The organism is Pirellulales bacterium, from assembly GCA_019694435.1.
GTDB lineage: Bacteria > Planctomycetota > Planctomycetia > Pirellulales > JAEUIK01 > JAIBBZ01.
Map to the genome: position 1 here is coordinate 168,015 of JAIBBZ010000008.1, position 15,086 is coordinate 183,100.

Genomic DNA, 15,086 nt, shown 5'->3' on the forward strand with positions numbered 1-15,086 from the left:
GGGCAATCTCGGTTTCGCAGCACGTGGGACCGGCTCTTGGGCCGACGGATCGGCATGTCGCGCTTTGCTTTGCAAGTCTATTGGCTGGTTCTGGCTCTGGCATGCGCGGCCAGCGTGCGCGCCGCCGAGCCCGGAGAGGCAGACGATCAATACTCCGTGGCCGCCGGGCATTACGCCCGCTCCAATTGGAAGCTGGCGACTGAGGAGTTCGACAAGTTCGTCCGCAGTTATGCCGGCGATCCCCGCGTGAATACCGCGCGGTTCTACCTGGCCGAGGCCCAAGTGCAGTTGGGCCAGTACGACGCGGCCCGCGTCAACTTTCAAGCAGTGCTCCAATTCGAGCCCGAGGGCAAGCATGCCCGGCAGGCTCAATTTCGCGCGGGGGAATGCAGTTACCTGGCGGGCCAGAGTGACGCGGCCAAGACCGAGCTGACTGCCTTCCGGGAGAAATTTCCCGACGACCCACAGTTGGCATTCGTGCTGCCCTACCTGGCTGAATTGGCGCTGAATGCAGGCGATGCGACCGCGGCCCAGCGCGAGTTTTCGCGGGCGCTAGAGAAATTTCCCCAGGGCGCGATGGCCGACGATTGCCGGATGGGCCTGGCGCGCATCGACGAAGCCGCGGGGCGCCACGCCGAAGCCGCCAAGCGTTTCGGCGAGTTGGCAGCCAATCGCGCCGGCGCCCTCGCCGAGCAGGCTCAGTTCCAGTGTGCAGCCTCACAATACGCGGCGCAAGACCATGCGGCCGCAGCTGAGTCGTTCGCCCGGCTGCTCGAGCACTGGCCGGACAGCGAGTTGCGCGACCGCGCCCGCCTCGGACGCGGTTGGGCCCTGTACCACCTGAAGCAGTATGACGAGGCGCTCAAACTGTTCGACTCGCTCGCCCAGCATGCGGAACTGGCGCCACAGGCCCGCTATTGGCTGGGCCTGACCCATCGCGCAACGGGCGACTGGTCGCAGGCGGCCGAGGCGCTGCAGGCGATGGCCGACGAATTTCCGCAGCATGAACTGACGGCCGCGGCGCTCTATCACGCCGGCGACGCCTGGATTCAGGCCGAAAAGTACGTGGCCGCGGCTGCGGCCCTGCACTGCGTTGACGAACACTGGCCCGAAAGCCCCTGGCGCGACGAGGCCGACGCGGCGTTGGTGCAACTGGCCGTGCTGGAGCAGGATCACGCGCGGGTCGAACAACTCGCTACCGCGTTCCTGGATCGCTTCGCCGGCAGCCCGCTCGCCGCGCAGGTGCGACGCGCATGGGGACGCTCGCAGCTCGATGAGGGGAAATACGCAGCAGCCATCGAGACCATTCAGCCGCTGGTGACCGACGCTCAAGCCGACGCTCGCGTCAAAGCGAGCGACAGTTACCTGCTGGCGCTGGCCCACAAGGGGCTGGGGCAACACGACCAGGCACTGGCTGCGCTGGCCCCGGCACTCGCAGCGACGGACGCCGAGCAGCGCGCAAACGCGCAGTTTCTCGAAGCATCGTTGCTGGTGGCCGACGGCAAATTTGCCGAGGCCTTGGTGCCCCTCAAGAGCTATCTGGAGCAACGCCCCAACGGCGACCAGGCCGCGAGCTGCCGCGCGCAGTTGGCCGTCTGCCTGGCCAAGACCGATCAATTGCCGGCCGCGCGCGAGGCGTTCGCCCAGTTCGACGCCCTGCAGCCGCCGGAAGAGATTCTGTTGCCGGCGGTCCGGCAACTGGCCGAAGCGGCCGAGGCGGCTCACGGCGACGACTGGGCGGCCGAACTCTACGGCCGGCTGGCTGCCGACGGCCACCCTGCCGAGTTTGCCGCGGTCGGGCTTTCGGGCCTGGCCTGGAACCAACTTCGCGCCGGACGCGCAGCCGACGCCGCGGCGAACTTCGACAAGCTGCTGAGCAGATATCCCGATCATCCGCTCGCGGCAGCCGCGGGCCTGGCGCGCGGCCAGGTGCTCGAAACGCTCGATCAGCCGGACGGCGCCTTGGCCATGTATCAGCGTGTCATCGAGCGCTACCCGCAGGCCAAGGAGCGTGCCGAAGCACTGCTGCGAGCGGCGCGGCTGCACGATCGGCTCAAGCAAGACGCCGACGCGCTCGCTTGTTACGACCGCTTTGTCAGCGAATTCGCCGATCATGACCAACACGATGCGGCGCTGTACGAGTCGGCCTGGGTGCTGCGCGATCTGGCGCGGCTGCCGGAGGCCGATGCCCGATTCGCGCAGTTGCGCAGCGAGCATCCGCAGAGTAGGTTCTGGAACGACGCGACCTATCGTCTGGCCGAACGCGCACAGCAGGAAGGACGCTACGACGAGGCCGAAACCCTGATCGACGAGCTGCTGGCCAGGCAACCGCAGCCGCCGGTGCTCGAGCACGCGCTCTACCTGCAGGGGCAGGTCGCTGCGGCGGCGCAGAAATGGGATGCCGCCGAGCGCGCCATGCAGCGCCTGCTCGAAACGGCGCCGGATACGACCCTGCGGCCGATGGCCGAGTATTGGATCGCGGAAAGCGCCTATCGGCGCGACGATTTCAACGCGGCCGGCGAGCGCTTTGCGCGCCTGGCCCAAGCGACCGAGGGCCGGCAAGAGCCGTGGGTCGCCATGGTCGCGCTGCGCCAGGGACAGGTGCTGGCGCATCAGAACCGTTGGAGCGAGGCCGAGGCCGTGGCCAAGAGCGTGCTAGAGCGGTGGCCGCATTTCGACCAGCGTTACGAGGCCGACTATTTGCTCGGGCGCGCGCTGGCCAGCCGTGGCGAGTTCGAGCCGGCCCGCGAGGCCTATCGCCGCGTGCTGCGTTCGGCCACGGGCGGCAAGACGGAAACGGCCGCCATGGCCCAATGGATGATCGGCGAGGCGTACTTCCACCAGAACAACTACGACGCGGCGTTGCGCGAATACCTGCGGTTGGAAATCCTGTACGCCTATCCGACCTGGCAGGCGGGGGCCCTGTTGCAGGCGGCCAAATGCCACGAGTTATTGGGCGAATGGAAGGAAGCCACGGAGCTCTATGCCCGTTTGCTTCAAGGCTATCCCCAAACCAAGTTCACCGAGGAGGCCGCGCAACGGCTGCGTCGTGCGCAGTCGCAGGCGTCGGCCGCTCGCTAGGAATCTCCGCATGATGCCTCGGTTACAACGACGCGTGCCGGCCGGCTGGCACCGCGTGCTGACGCTGACGCTGTGCTCGACGGTGTGCTTCTTCGCGGTGCTCGATCTGCTGCCCCGCACGGCACGGGCACAAGCCGCTGCGGCTGCGACGCCGCCGACCGTGGCCGGGGCGCAGCCGAACCAGGCGATCGCCACGCGCAACCTGCTGCGTTCGATCCGCGATGGCGGGCTGGCGATGATCCCCCTGGCCTGCTGCTCGTTCGTGATGGTCGTATTCGCCTTCGAGCGGACGATCAGCTTGCGGCGCGGACGCGTGATTCCGGCCCCCTTTGTGAAGCGCTTCCTGCACCAGGTGCGCACCGGGCAGTTGAACCGCGAGCAAGCTTTAGAGCTGTGCGAAAGCGACGGCAGTGCGGCCAGCCGCGTGTTTGCCGCTGCAGTCAAGCGTTGGGGTCGCCCCGCAGCCGAGATGGAACAGGCGATCGAGGACGCCGGCATGCGGTGCGTCTTCGAATTGAAGAAATACGTGCGGATCTTCAACGCCGTGTCGACGATCAGCCCGCTGTTGGGCCTCTTGGGCACGGTGTTCGGCATCATCAGCGCGTTCAACGCGATCGCCGTGAGCAACGCGATGGGCCGGCCCGAGCTGCTGGCCAGCGGCATCGGCGAGGCGTTGATCACAACCGCCACGGGCCTGGCGATCGCGATTCCGGCCCTGGTGCTGTACCTGTATTTCATCAGCCGCGTCGATCAATTGACGATCGAGCTCGACGGCTTGGGACAAGAGCTGGTGAACATCATCTCGGCCGAGGCGATTGCCGAGAACGGCGAACCCAAGGCGCGGCCCCGCCGCCGCGAGGCCGCGGCCTAGAAGCTCGGAGCGCGCGGTCCATGCCGCTGAAAACGCATATCGACGAACAACCGACCATGAACCTCACGTCGCTGATCGACGTGGTGTTCCTGCTGATCATTTTCTTCATGGTCGGCACCCGGTTCTCGGAGATGGAACACAACATCGACGTGCAAGTCCCGCGGGTGGCCGACGGCGGCGCCTTGACCGATGCGCCGGCTCGCCGCGTGATCAATATCGCCCGCGACGGCCAGATCACTCTCGATGGCCGGGTCGTCTCGCTGGGCGACTTGAGCCAGGCACTGGCCGCGACCCGCCAGACCCATCAGGAGGTCGGCGTCATCATTCGCGGCGACGGGCAAGGCGAATTCCAGCACGTCGCCGAGGTCATGAACGCCTGCAAGCAAGCAGGCATCGCCGAGCTGGGAATCTCGGTGCGCATCGCCGGAACGGCGCCGAAGAGACGTTGAACCAACCTCGCCGCAGGGTTGGCGCAGGACGCAGCATCGAGCAACGCCGGCGGTGGATAACTGAGGTACGAACATGGGCTCCTGGCGACTCGATCGGCTGCTCGAAGCGCTGACCAGTCAGCAGTTCATGATGTACCTCGTCTGGACCGGCATGGCCGGGCTGACGATCGCGCTGCTGATCATGATGCGGACGCAATGGGGCCAGTCGCAGCCGTTGCGCAAGTGCATCTTCTTGTCGCTGCTGGCCCACTTGTTGATGGGCATGTACGCCGCGACCATCGGCATCGCCACGAGCGCGCACGGCCATCCGGGCGAATCGATCATGACTGTCCACGCCGTCGAAACGCTCGTGGCCGGCGAACTGGACGAAGAACCGGTCGAACTCGACGAGGATGAGGCGAACGACGCCGCCCAAGAGCCGTGGGACGCGCTGGCCAGCAGCGTGACTGCCGAGCCGAAGCCCGAACAAGCCGTCGAACGGCCAGAGAGCGAAGAACATCCTGTCGCGCAGCCCGAGGCTGCTGCCGCTCCGGCCATTCCTGCCGAGGCGCCATTGGCCGTGGAAAAACCTCTGGCCGCGCCGCTGGCCACCGCGCCGGCGGCAGTCGACGCCGTGCCCATTGCCGCGGCACTGACCGCGAAGGCCGCCGCGACCGCCATTGAAGCGCCGACGGCGGTGAAGGTCGACGCGCCGGCACCCCCTGCCCCGCAGCCTGACGCGCCGCAGGCCGAAATTGCCGCGCAGTCGTCGCCCGCGCCGCCGGCCGCCGCGCCGCCTGATCCCAGCGATTCCGCCGCCGGACTGCTCGAGTCGGCGCCGCTGCCGCCGGCGCACGACGCGCTGCACACATCGGACGGTTCGGTGGCGGCGCCCGCAGCGTTGAGTGGAACCTCGGGTCCGCTCGAACCGATCCGCTTGCCGACGTCGCGCATGGCGCCCCAGGGAGCCGTCGCCGGCGCGAGCCCCGCCCCGGCGGCACCGGCCGAGACCTATCAGAATCGCGTCGCGCCCGATCGCGCTGCCCGGGCGCAGCGCTATGGCGCCACGCCGCAATCCGAGGCCGCGGCCCAGGCGGCCCTGCGCTGGCTGGCAGCCCACCAAAGCGCCGATGGGCGCTGGGATGCGAGCCGCTACGGTGCTGGTATGGAACGCCAGGTCGACGGTCAGCATCGCGGCAATGCCGGGGCCGACGCCGATACGGGCGTCACGGGCTTGGCACTGTTGGCATTTCTGGCCGCGGGCAATTCGCATCAATCGGGCGACTACCGCGACGTAGTCGACCGCGGCCTGCGCTTTTTGACCAGTAGCCAGGCGGCCGATGGCTCGCTCGGCGGCCAGGCGATGAACTACGCCTTTATGTACTGCCACGGCATGGCAACGCTGGCCATCACCGAGGCCTATGGCATGACGCACGACGAGCGGCTGCGGCCGGCCGTCGAGCGTGCCGTCGGCTACACGGTCGCGGCACAGCATCCCTCGTCGGGCGGCTGGCGCTATCGACCTTGGCGCGAACGGCCGAGCGATCGCGGCGACATGAGCCAGTTCGGCTGGCAGTTGATGGTCATGCGCAGCGCGGAATTGTCGGGCGTGCCGATTCCGGGTGAAGCGAAACAGGCGCTCGCGCGATTCTTGTCGTTAGTCTCCAGCGGCGCGCACGGCGGCCTGGCCAGTTATCGGCCCAGCGAGCGGGCCACACCCACCATGACGGCCGAAGCGCTGGCCTGTCGGCAATTCATGGGGATGCGACGCGAGGACGCCGCCGGCAACGAGGCCGCCGATTATTTGATGCAGTTCACGCCCGGCACCGGCGTGCGCAACTTGTACTACTGGTATTACGGCACCTTGGCCATGTTCCAGTTGCAGGACAATCGCTGGCAACGCTGGAATTCCGAACTCCAGCGGGCCCTGATCGACGCGCAGATCGTGGCCGGCGTGCAAGCGGGCAGTTGGGAGCCCGACGCCCAGTGGGGCGGCTACGGTGGCCGCGTCTACGCCACGGCATTGGGCGCCTTGTGTCTCGAGGTCTATTCGCGCTACTTGCCCCTGTACGCGGAGAACACCGTCGCCACACCGCCCGAGGCGACGTCGCCTCTGCAGCGATGAATTGCCACAGAACGCCACGGCGCGCCTCTGACAGCCAGGCGGCAGGCCAGGTATAGTTGAGAGAGATCGGGGCGGATTTGTGCTGTTTGGACCTCGTCGGCTGGGCCAGATCGTCGTAAGCGGAGTACGGTGTGAGCGCAACCGAGGATGCCGATCCCCCGGCAGCGCCCGCGTCCGGCGTCGACCAGTTCCAAGTGCTCGCTTGGATGGACGCGGCGTTCGCCGTGCTGGCGCAATCGCGTTGGGCACCGCAGCTCGATATCGAGGGCGTCTCCGCGCTCGAGGCCTTGCGTTCGGAGACGATGATCTCGCTGCTCCGGCTGGGTCGGGAAGGATCGCAAGCCGCGACCCCGACCGGTACTTCACTTCAGCAGCGGCTGGTGCAGTTCGCCCGTTCGGCCGGCTATCGCGTCAAGATGTTTGCCAAGGAGGCCGGTGCCCGCAGCAGCGCCGGGCGCTGGTCGCCCGCGCGGATCGTGATGTTTCCCACCGAGCCGACGCATTGGCAGATGATGCAGCCGGTGGTCGAAGAATTGCGCCACCCCGGCGATGGCTGCGCGTGTTTCACGTCTCGGCCCAAGTTGTGGGAACGCCTGTCAGCGGCACGCGTACCGCTCGCGTTGACGCAGGCCTGCTGGCCCCGCGAAATCAACGCTGCCCGCGCGCGCGGTCGAAGGTTGGCATTGGCGCTGCCGAGCGATCCGGGTGTACAGCTGCCGCCGTTTCCCGCCCGGGCTAATCCGGCGCAATTACGGCAAATCATCTATGAATTGCTGGCGACCTATCTGCCCACGGTGGTCGAGGCCCGCACCATTGCCGATCTGCTGCTCGATCGAGTGCAGCCCGGCGTGATCATGGTGGGCAACGATATCACGCTCGAGGGCCGCGTGATCTCGACCGTGGCTCAAACACGCGGCGTCGCGACCGTGACTTCGCAGCACGGCAACGTCGCGGGCAATCCGCTGCACGGCCGGCATTTGGTCGATCGCTTGTTGCTGTTTGGCGAGGCCAGCCATCGCGTCGTGCGCGCTTATGGCCAAGGCGAACAACAACTCGCCGTGACGGGCCCAACGCACCTCGACCAACGCCCGCAGCAATCCGGGCAAGTTCACGCCCTGGTGCGCGAGCGCTTGAAGATCGACGGCGCGCGGCCGTATGTGCTGGGATTGCTGTCTGGAGCGAGACAGAATTTTTCGCTGCGCCATCACCTGGCCCAGGTCGAGGCCCTCGCGCAGGCGAGCGCGGCGCTGCCGGACATTGAACTCGTGGCGAAGTTGCACCGCGTCGATTTGACAGGCTATTACACGGCAGCGCAGCAGCGCGTTTCCGGGGCGCGGCTGCACGTCGTCGCGTACGGGGCGGCAGGCTATCCCGACAAGATCTTCGACTGGTTGCAAGGCTGTCGGCTGGTGATTACCGGGGCTTCGACCGCGGCCGTCGAGGCAATGTTGATGCAGGTACCGGTCATCACGATGGACTTGTGCAACGAGCTCAAAGGGGTCGATTTCATCGACGCCGGGGCGACCTGGCACGTGCGCTCGGCCGCGGATTTGCCCGCGGCGGTGCGCACCTTGCTCGACGGTGGCCCACAAGCTCAGGCGATCGCTGATCGTGCGGCCACCTATTTGACCGATTGCTATGGCCCGCTCGACGGAAAGGCGGCCTCGAGGGCCGCCGACCTGATCCGGCAACTGGCTCGCCGGTCCGGTTGAACCGCAAGTCCCTGCGGCCGGCAAGACGCGATAAGTGGTTGAGGGCAAAAGGCCTACGACCGTCATGCAAACCCAATTCTTGGCCGCAGGCGTTTGACACCTTGCCGGATGCCGGTGAGAATTGACCGTGGTGCTCGAAGTCCTTGGCCCATGCCAGATTTCGAGCCGCTCTCTGGGGACTTTGGGAGCCCCGCGCGCCCCGCCCCTTGCAGCCTCCCTCCGATACGGACTTCGATTGGCCCATGAGCAGCTTGTTTGGCTGGGCACCCGGCCCCATGGAATTGGTGATCGTGGCCTTTGTCGTGTTGCTGCTCTTTGGCAACCGGCTGCCTTCGGTCATGCGGAACATGGGCCGTGGGCTGGTTGAGTTCAAGAAGGGGATGCAGGGAACCGAAGACGAGCCGCGCATCGAGGGCGACAAACGCGGCGAGGCTCCCTGACCCTGAACATTGACGGCCTGTTTACCGAGAGGTGATGTCATGGCGGTTTTTGCCTTCCTGAGCAGCTACACGATGATCATCGTGGGCCTCGTTGCGTTGCTGTTGTTCGGCAATCGCCTGCCCGAGGTGATGCGCGGCATGGGCCAGGGAGTGAAGGAATTTCAAGACGGTCTTCGCGAAGGCACCGCCGACGACGGCGAAGCGCGGTAGCTATCCGCCATACCAGGTGTCGCGAAAACAGCAGGGGCTTGGTGAGGTGAGGCCATGACGCTGGGCAATTTTGAACCGTTATGGGCCTTTCTACCGCAGATCGGCCCGAGCGAAATGCTGATCGTTGGGATCGTAGCCGTGCTGCTCTTCGGCAAGCGGCTGCCCGAGGTGGGGCGATCGCTGGGTCGCAGCATGGTTGAGTTCAAGAAGGGCATGCGCGGCATCGAAGACGAGTTGACGGGCATTCGCCGCACGGTCGATGCGGTACGCTCGCCGTTGAATAGCTATACGGCCAGCAGGCCGAGCCCTCGGGTAGTCGACGATCGCGACGAACCGACGGCCCCCAAATTCGAGCCACCTTCGGCCGAGCCGAAACTCGAATCGCCCGCCGCGGATGCCATGTAGCGGTGGCGAAGTTCCCGCGGCCGGTGCGGCGACACTTTACGCTTCGCCTTGCGGCAGCTATGTTTGCGAGTGCTTCTGCCGTTCAGGGCCTTCGAGCCCGAACGGCACTCCCGGGCGGCTAGCTCAGTTGGTTAGAGCGCCATCCTCACACGGTGGAAGTCACAGGTTCGAGTCCTGTGCCGCCCATTGCCCGCACCTCTTCAACCGCGTCATCGTCCGCCATCGTGCGAAATCCCGAGACTTTTTGCGGTTCGCCCTCGTCGCGGTTTTCGCTTGTCGCCTCGTGACGGGCTTTGCCGTGCGCTGACTGCGTCGGATTTTGCAGCGCCCCTGCACCGCCTTCGAGGGCCCGCTGGTAGTGCTCGTCGGTCAGTTGCAGGTAGTGCTTCTGGGCAATCGCCTGCGAGTTGCCGATCCATTCGCAGACCACGTGCCCGGGGAACTGCTCGGCCAATTCGGTCTGCCTCGTGCTGCGAAGATTCTGGAACAACTTGGGCCACGGTTTCAGGCCGGCCCGGCGGATGATCTTCGTGAAGCGGGTTCGCAGGTTCTTCGCCGCGTCGCGTCGGATCGTGATGACGTGCTCGGCCGGTTGGTCGCCAAGCTGGTCCCAAAGGGCATCGAGGTAGGGCCGCAGCTCCGGGAAGATCGGCACCACGCGCGACTCACCACCTTCGTGGTGCTCGGTCTTGGGGCTGCGGACGGTCATCCGCTGGCGTTCCCAATCGATGTCATCCCATCGCAAGGCTAAGTGCTCGGAAGGGCACCGCAGTCCGCCGTAGCGGCTCAGGGCGAACAGCAACCGCCATTGGGCATCGGGGCAGGCATCGAGCACGCGGCTCGCCTCGTCGCGGCTCACGAAGTAGTAGCGGCTCGCATTGCGTTGCACGGCCGCCTTGAGGTCGGCGAATGGATTGGTCGACACGAGTCCGCTCCGCTCGGCGGCCCGCAGGAATTGCTTGGCGATACCGCACCGCCGCCGGATCGTGTTCTCGGCCAGCCCCTCTTTGACGAGGTGCAACCGGAAACCGTCCGCGTCGCCGGGCGTGATGTCGCGGAGCGGTTTGTCGGCACCGAAGTATTCGAGCAAGTTCCGCTTGGTGTGGCCGAGGACGATCCTGGTGCTGCCCTTCACGTCGGCCCGCGACTTGAGGTAGTCATCGAGAAAACCGCCCAGCATGGCACTGGCCCGCTTTGGCACGAGGCCCACCGCCGCCAGCCGGCCGTAGAGCGTGTCGTCGAGCTTGCCCAACCAACGGGCCGTGTCGTCCTCGACCGGGTGCCGCGTGAGCGAGGCCACGACCAGCCGCTCGACGTGCAGCTTGACCCCTTCGGCCGTGCGTTGGGCAATCTTGCCGAGGCGCAGCGTGCGCCGTTTGCCGTCGGCTCCGGTGAACTGAATCACGCGCCGCCCGCCGGGTTGCTTGCTGATGCTGGCCATGGGTCAACGTCCTTTCTCGGCACGCTCTCGCCGCTTCTGACGGTCGCGGATTGCTTTCTTGAGGGCTGCGTCGATCTTGTCCACGAGCTTGACCGACGGCGTGTAATTGCCCGTCTCGATGCGGCTCAGGGTTTCTTGCCGCGTGCCGGCCAGCTCGGCCAGCTCGCGCTGGCTCAGGCCCGCCGCCCGCCGGTCGCGAATGATGTCCCGGGCCAGGCTGATGCGGGCATACTCGACGGCCGGATAGCGACCGTGTTTGTCAGGCTTCGGCAGCGGGGGCAAGTCGCTATCGTCGAGCTTCACCTCGGCACCGGCGCGAGCGCAGAGCCGCTCATACTCCGCCTCTTCGATGAGGACGAACCGCTTGCCCGCCACCTCGATGCGCTGATGTCCGACCACGTTCATTCCTCGTCGTAGAATCCGTCGCGTGGCCCAATCCGTTCGACGATCACTTCGCCGGCCTCGATGCGGAACTGTAACCGATACTTGCCCGTCCGCATGCTGTGGTGCCCGGCCCTGTCTCGCCGCAGGGCCTTCGTGCCGCTCACCTCGGGCCAGCGTTCCAAGCGTCGCATCAGGTCGTGCATGCGTGCCTTGATTGGTTTGGGTAGCTCGTCGAATTGCTCCGCCGCCGTGCGGTCTAATCTGACGTTCGGCATTGATCATCCCATGACTGAAGTATGCTATCGGAAAAGGTTCGCGACGGCGAGCGGATTCCGTCGAGGGGCCCACGAGGCCGGCCTCGGCTCGCCGAAGGTGGCCAACTTGACCGAAGATGGCCACACCCTAGGGACTGGCCACCTTCGGGTATTCGTGGCCACCTTCGGGCCAATCTTGCCCAGCTTCCGGCCAGACGAGGCCCGCATCATCCGGGGGCAGCGACAGCGACCAACCGCCGCGCAGGCCGTCTTTGGTCTTGAGTACCCCCAGCGCTCGACGCGCCCGCCGGAGCGTGCGGTCGGCAATGCCTTGGCTCCGCGCCTCGCGGTTCACGTCGACCACAGCGACCGGCCCATCGGCCAATCGGTCGCGCAAAAACTCGAGCGCTTCCTCGCGTTCGCTTCGATCCTCGGCACCGCTGGCCTCGGCCGCGAGCGCCTCGTCGGCCGACACGCGCACCGGGTCCGCTTCCCAGGCGACGGCCGGCTCGTCGTGCGCGCCGTAGGGCCCCACGCTGAAGGCCAGGCCGCCTTGGTCCACGCTGAGGTTCGACTTCACCGCCAGCAGCAACCGCCGCGGGCCCGTGGGGTCTTCGCGGTCACGGGTTACTGCCCAGGCGGTGCGGACCGCCGCCACGAAGGCCAGGCTGCCACTGGTGCGATAGACCGCTTGGCCGCTGCCCTTGTTCAAATGACCCACCGCGAGCACGGCCACGTTGTGGCGCGCTGCAAGTTCGGCCAAGGGCGCGAGCATGGCCCGCACGTCGGCGTTCTTGTGGCTGTCCGTGGCACCGCAGAAAGCGCCCAGCGGGTCGATGATTACGAGCTTGCAGCTAGCCACGCTCACGATGGCCGCCTCGATACAAGTGCGGTCGTGCAGCGTAAGCGGTCGCTCGTCGTGCCGGCCCTCGTCGTCGGTGGTCTGCACCCCGCGCAGGGCTACGATCCGCGACACGTCGGCACCGGCCGCATCGAGGCGCGGCCGCACCGTATCGGCAAGATCGTCCTCGGCATTGGCGATGACCACGCCGCCGGCCGCGTTCGTGTCCCAAGGTATGTCGGGCCAGGGTTTCCCGGCCGACACGCGGGCCGCCAGGTCGCACGTCACGAACGATTTGCCGAGGCCCGGGTCGCCCACGAGCAAGGCAAGCTTGCCCAGCGCCAGTCGGCCCGGCCAAAGCCAATCGACCGGCCGCGGCTCGACGGTGTGCATCGGTACCAAAAGCGGCGCGGCGGGCACGCCCTGCTGCACGCCGGCCAGGTCGCCAATCGTTCGGGCCGCCAACGCTTCGAGCTGCTCGACGATCGCGGCGCGCTGGGCTCGAAGCGGTTTCCATCGCTTGCAAATCCGCTCGACAAAATGCTCGCGAAGATCGGCACGGGCGATGTCGAAACGATCGTTGAGTTGCTGGTCGCCGTACCGGGCCGTCAACGCTATCACGCTGCCGCGGCGCGCGGTCGGCCGGTCAAAGTCGATCCGTAGCTCGCTCACGCCGCACCGCCTGCCCGCGGGCTCAGGCGAATCGTCAGCGGCTCCGGCGCGGGGCTCGGTGTCGGCTCTGGTGCCGTGCTGGGCAATGTCGCCGGCGCAGGCACGAGGCGAGCCACGAGTCGCCGCGCAGTTTCGCGGTCGGCTGCCGTGCGCATCAGGTGTGCCGGCAGGTCCAGCAGGATATGCTGCTGCGCCAGCAGGTGGCCCAGCGTCGCCGGCTGTCGCGGCCGCGGACTGTCCCAGTCGATGGCCATGCCGTACCGTGCAGCCGCTCGGCGCAGGGCACGACACAGCGCGATGTCATCGTCGATCGGTCGTGGTAAACTGCTCATGTGTACTCCGCTCTAGGCGCGGCGAGACTGGCATCTCGACCGCGCCCTTTTTGTTGGTGTCGGTTTTTACGCTGTCGATCATCTCGACGAGGTCGCGCGGGTCATACAGGACGCGACCGCGCACACGCACAACGGGCACGAGGCCCGCATCGCGCCAGCGGTCGAGAGTCCGCAGGCTGATCGACAGCGCTGCCGCCGCCTCACGGCTCGACAGCAGCAGCCGGATCGGCGCAGCGGTGGGATCGGTGGTGCTCATGGCCGCACCTCGCGCGGGTCACTCGCGCGCTCCGCGAGGAAGCTGCGCAGGTCGGCCACGGGATACAGCACGCTCTGCCGCCGGCCGCTGCCGACTCGTACACAGGGGATCGGCCCGCGCGGGGCAGTCAGGCCCCAAAGCGTGCGGGGCGATAGGCCCAGGGCTTTGGCCGCTTCGCGCGGCCGCAAGGCCAGGGCCTCGATAGGTGAAGATGTCATCTCGTCACGCTCCATCAGGTCGCGGGCTGCGATGTGCGGCCCGTATACCCGTTGGCGCAGCGTTCGGCAAAAAGATGTCGAACAGTGGCAGGTTCGCACGAAAACGCAAGCAAAAGCCGCGATTCGCGAACTCAAGAAAACTTCTCAGGTGTTCGACAGCCGATGTCGAATGATCGAACGCGCCCCTAATCGTCCTCCGAACGCCGCTTCCCAGCTTCAAAGGCTTCTTGGGTCATGCGGGACAACTCAGCAGGCCTGAATTCGCCCCGCAAAGCCTTGAGCGCGTCTGCCAGGGTCGATGCATCTGTGCACTTGGCCCGATACTTCACATGCCCAGCGAATTCAGTATTGAAAAAAACAGATGCGGTGGATGGGGCGACATCGGCCAGTTTGGCCAGTTCATTGACGCCGATCGGGTCCGTGTTCAAGCAACCGCCGTCGGCGTACTGATGGTGTTTCGTTAGGGCCGCAATCTGCTTTCTCCTTGCTTCGCCGCGCTCTGTGCTTCGCTTGAGTCTCTTCGACGCGGGTTGGTGGGTGAATGCTAGCGTTGTCGATTCATCGAGCGGTGCCGGATTGCTGGAGATCATCTCGTGAGTGTATTCGATTTCGTTGCGCACCTCTGCAACGAGCAGCCCCGGCAATCTCTCAGATACCTTGCCAGTTGCGATGTATTCATTGGCTGCATCAGACCACGCCTTCAGTTCAGCCGCACAACTGCGCATTGCGGCTACAATCGAATCTGGGATGGAGTCCAGCGGGATTCGCTCATCGAAACGCGCGCCGCCAGATTCGTCCCGGCAATGCTGCGTAAGTAGTTCCACCAACTGCGACAGATCAGTCAGCGCGTGCCCCACTGCGGGCGACCAATCAGCGAGAAGATTCGTACCCCCCATCTCCGCGCTCCACTGTGCAAACCAGCTCGCTAGATCGCAAACGGCTGGACAAAGGGCATTTCGTGGTACTCCCAGGCCTCGCTGGACAGCCGCTTCGACGACGGACGCTATCGCATTTGCATTGCTCGATAGGTGTGCCGCCTCGTCAGCGGTTGGTCGAAAGCCCATGCCTACGTCTGGAGGACCACCATCCAGATCACTGCCGAAAACACGGCGTCTCTGCCAGGTGCGGAGCTTATCCGCCATCTCGCGAAGCTTTGCCGCTTCGTTGCGGGGTTCGGTTCGATCGCTGGGGAACCGGTCGAGAGACACCAGCTTCGCGACCGTGCCGATTGTCTCTCTTATTAAGTCGTGCAATTTCGGGAACTGGTTCTCACGGACCAGCAGGTTGTAAACCTCGACCAGAAGGCCGGGTGTTTGGTCCGTGCCGTCCCGGTTCAATAGGTCAGCCACGATTGCGGCGCGCACAGACGGGGTGAGTCCATAGTCGGTCAAGTCCGCCGCGGCCCGGTCGAGGCGA

The 15,086-nt window shown here is 66.1% G+C and carries 16 protein-coding genes, 1 tRNA gene and 1 pseudogene; 10 read left to right on the plus strand and 8 right to left on the minus strand.

Annotation, left to right across the window (positions count from 1 at the left end; translation table 11 throughout):
- Positions 1 to 54: 54 nt before the first annotated feature.
- The 10 genes from K1X74_09165 (at position 55) to K1X74_09210 (ending at position 10,023) form a co-directional block, all read left to right on the plus strand.
- Positions 55 to 3,081 carry a tetratricopeptide repeat protein gene (locus K1X74_09165; protein ID MBX7166504.1) on the plus strand — a complete coding sequence of 1,009 codons (3,027 nt, stop codon included), beginning with the start codon at positions 55 to 57 and terminating at the stop codon, positions 3,079 to 3,081.
- A 13-nt stretch (positions 3,082 to 3,094) separates the two neighbouring features.
- Complete coding sequence (locus K1X74_09170; protein MBX7166505.1) at positions 3,095 to 3,952, plus strand: MotA/TolQ/ExbB proton channel family protein; 858 nt, start codon at positions 3,095 to 3,097, stop codon at positions 3,950 to 3,952.
- Positions 3,953 to 3,972: 20 nt separating this feature from the next.
- Complete coding sequence (locus K1X74_09175) at positions 3,973 to 4,401, plus strand: biopolymer transporter ExbD (GenBank protein ID MBX7166506.1); 429 nt, start codon at positions 3,973 to 3,975, stop codon at positions 4,399 to 4,401.
- Positions 4,402 to 4,474: 73 nt separating this feature from the next.
- Positions 4,475 to 6,505 (plus strand): hypothetical protein, encoded by a 2,031-nt coding sequence (locus K1X74_09180; protein MBX7166507.1) that lies wholly within the window; start codon positions 4,475 to 4,477, stop codon positions 6,503 to 6,505.
- A 131-nt stretch (positions 6,506 to 6,636) separates the two neighbouring features.
- Complete coding sequence (locus tag K1X74_09185; GenBank protein MBX7166508.1) at positions 6,637 to 8,217, plus strand: UDP-N-acetylglucosamine 2-epimerase; 1,581 nt, start codon at positions 6,637 to 6,639, stop codon at positions 8,215 to 8,217.
- 242 nt (positions 8,218 to 8,459) lie between these two features.
- Complete coding sequence (locus K1X74_09190) at positions 8,460 to 8,657, plus strand: twin-arginine translocase TatA/TatE family subunit (protein MBX7166509.1); 198 nt, start codon at positions 8,460 to 8,462, stop codon at positions 8,655 to 8,657.
- Positions 8,658 to 8,729: 72 nt separating this feature from the next.
- Positions 8,730 to 8,867, plus strand: a complete 138-nt coding sequence (locus tag K1X74_09195) for a twin-arginine translocase TatA/TatE family subunit (protein MBX7166510.1) — start codon at positions 8,730 to 8,732, stop codon at positions 8,865 to 8,867.
- A gap of 54 nt (positions 8,868 to 8,921) precedes the next feature.
- Positions 8,922 to 9,272 (plus strand): twin-arginine translocase TatA/TatE family subunit, encoded by a 351-nt coding sequence (locus tag K1X74_09200; protein MBX7166511.1) that lies wholly within the window; start codon positions 8,922 to 8,924, stop codon positions 9,270 to 9,272.
- Between the two features lie 112 nt (positions 9,273 to 9,384).
- Positions 9,385 to 9,458 (plus strand) — tRNA-Val (locus K1X74_09205).
- A gap of 172 nt (positions 9,459 to 9,630) precedes the next feature.
- The gene (locus K1X74_09210; GenBank protein MBX7166512.1) at positions 9,631 to 10,023 is read left to right on the plus strand and encodes a hypothetical protein; all 393 of its coding nucleotides are present in this window, start codon (positions 9,631 to 9,633) and stop codon (positions 10,021 to 10,023) included.
- Between the two features lie 153 nt (positions 10,024 to 10,176).
- On the opposite strand, the pseudogene K1X74_09215 reads toward K1X74_09210, so the two are convergent.
- From K1X74_09215 to K1X74_09250, 8 genes and pseudogenes are all read right to left on the minus strand, one after another.
- Positions 10,177 to 10,713 (minus strand): annotated as a pseudogene (locus K1X74_09215) (phage integrase SAM-like domain-containing protein).
- Positions 10,714 to 10,716: 3 nt separating this feature from the next.
- Positions 10,717 to 11,118: a helix-turn-helix domain-containing protein gene (locus K1X74_09220; GenBank protein MBX7166513.1), complete on the minus strand. Its 402-nt coding sequence runs from the start codon at positions 11,116 to 11,118 to the stop codon at positions 10,717 to 10,719.
- On the minus strand, positions 11,115 to 11,300 hold the full coding sequence (locus K1X74_09225) for a hypothetical protein (protein ID MBX7166514.1): 186 nt from the start codon (positions 11,298 to 11,300) through the stop codon (positions 11,115 to 11,117). Before K1X74_09225 ends, K1X74_09220 begins: the two co-directional genes overlap by 4 nt.
- Positions 11,301 to 11,499: 199 nt before the next feature.
- Positions 11,500 to 12,864 carry an AAA family ATPase gene (locus K1X74_09230; protein MBX7166515.1) on the minus strand — a complete coding sequence of 455 codons (1,365 nt, stop codon included), beginning with the start codon at positions 12,862 to 12,864 and terminating at the stop codon, positions 11,500 to 11,502.
- Positions 12,861 to 13,196, minus strand: a complete 336-nt coding sequence (locus K1X74_09235; protein ID MBX7166516.1) for a hypothetical protein — start codon at positions 13,194 to 13,196, stop codon at positions 12,861 to 12,863. Before K1X74_09235 ends, K1X74_09230 begins: the two co-directional genes overlap by 4 nt.
- Complete coding sequence (locus K1X74_09240; GenBank protein ID MBX7166517.1) at positions 13,165 to 13,452, minus strand: helix-turn-helix domain-containing protein; 288 nt, start codon at positions 13,450 to 13,452, stop codon at positions 13,165 to 13,167. The genes K1X74_09235 and K1X74_09240 overlap by 32 nt, the downstream gene beginning before the upstream one ends.
- A complete protein-coding gene (locus K1X74_09245) occupies positions 13,449 to 13,670 on the minus strand; it encodes a helix-turn-helix domain-containing protein (GenBank protein ID MBX7166518.1) in 222 nt (73 codons plus the stop codon). The genes K1X74_09240 and K1X74_09245 overlap by 4 nt, the downstream gene beginning before the upstream one ends.
- Before the next feature lie 185 nt (positions 13,671 to 13,855).
- The coding region (locus K1X74_09250; GenBank protein MBX7166519.1) for a hypothetical protein at positions 13,856 to 15,086 on the minus strand (1,231 nt) is incomplete at its 5' end.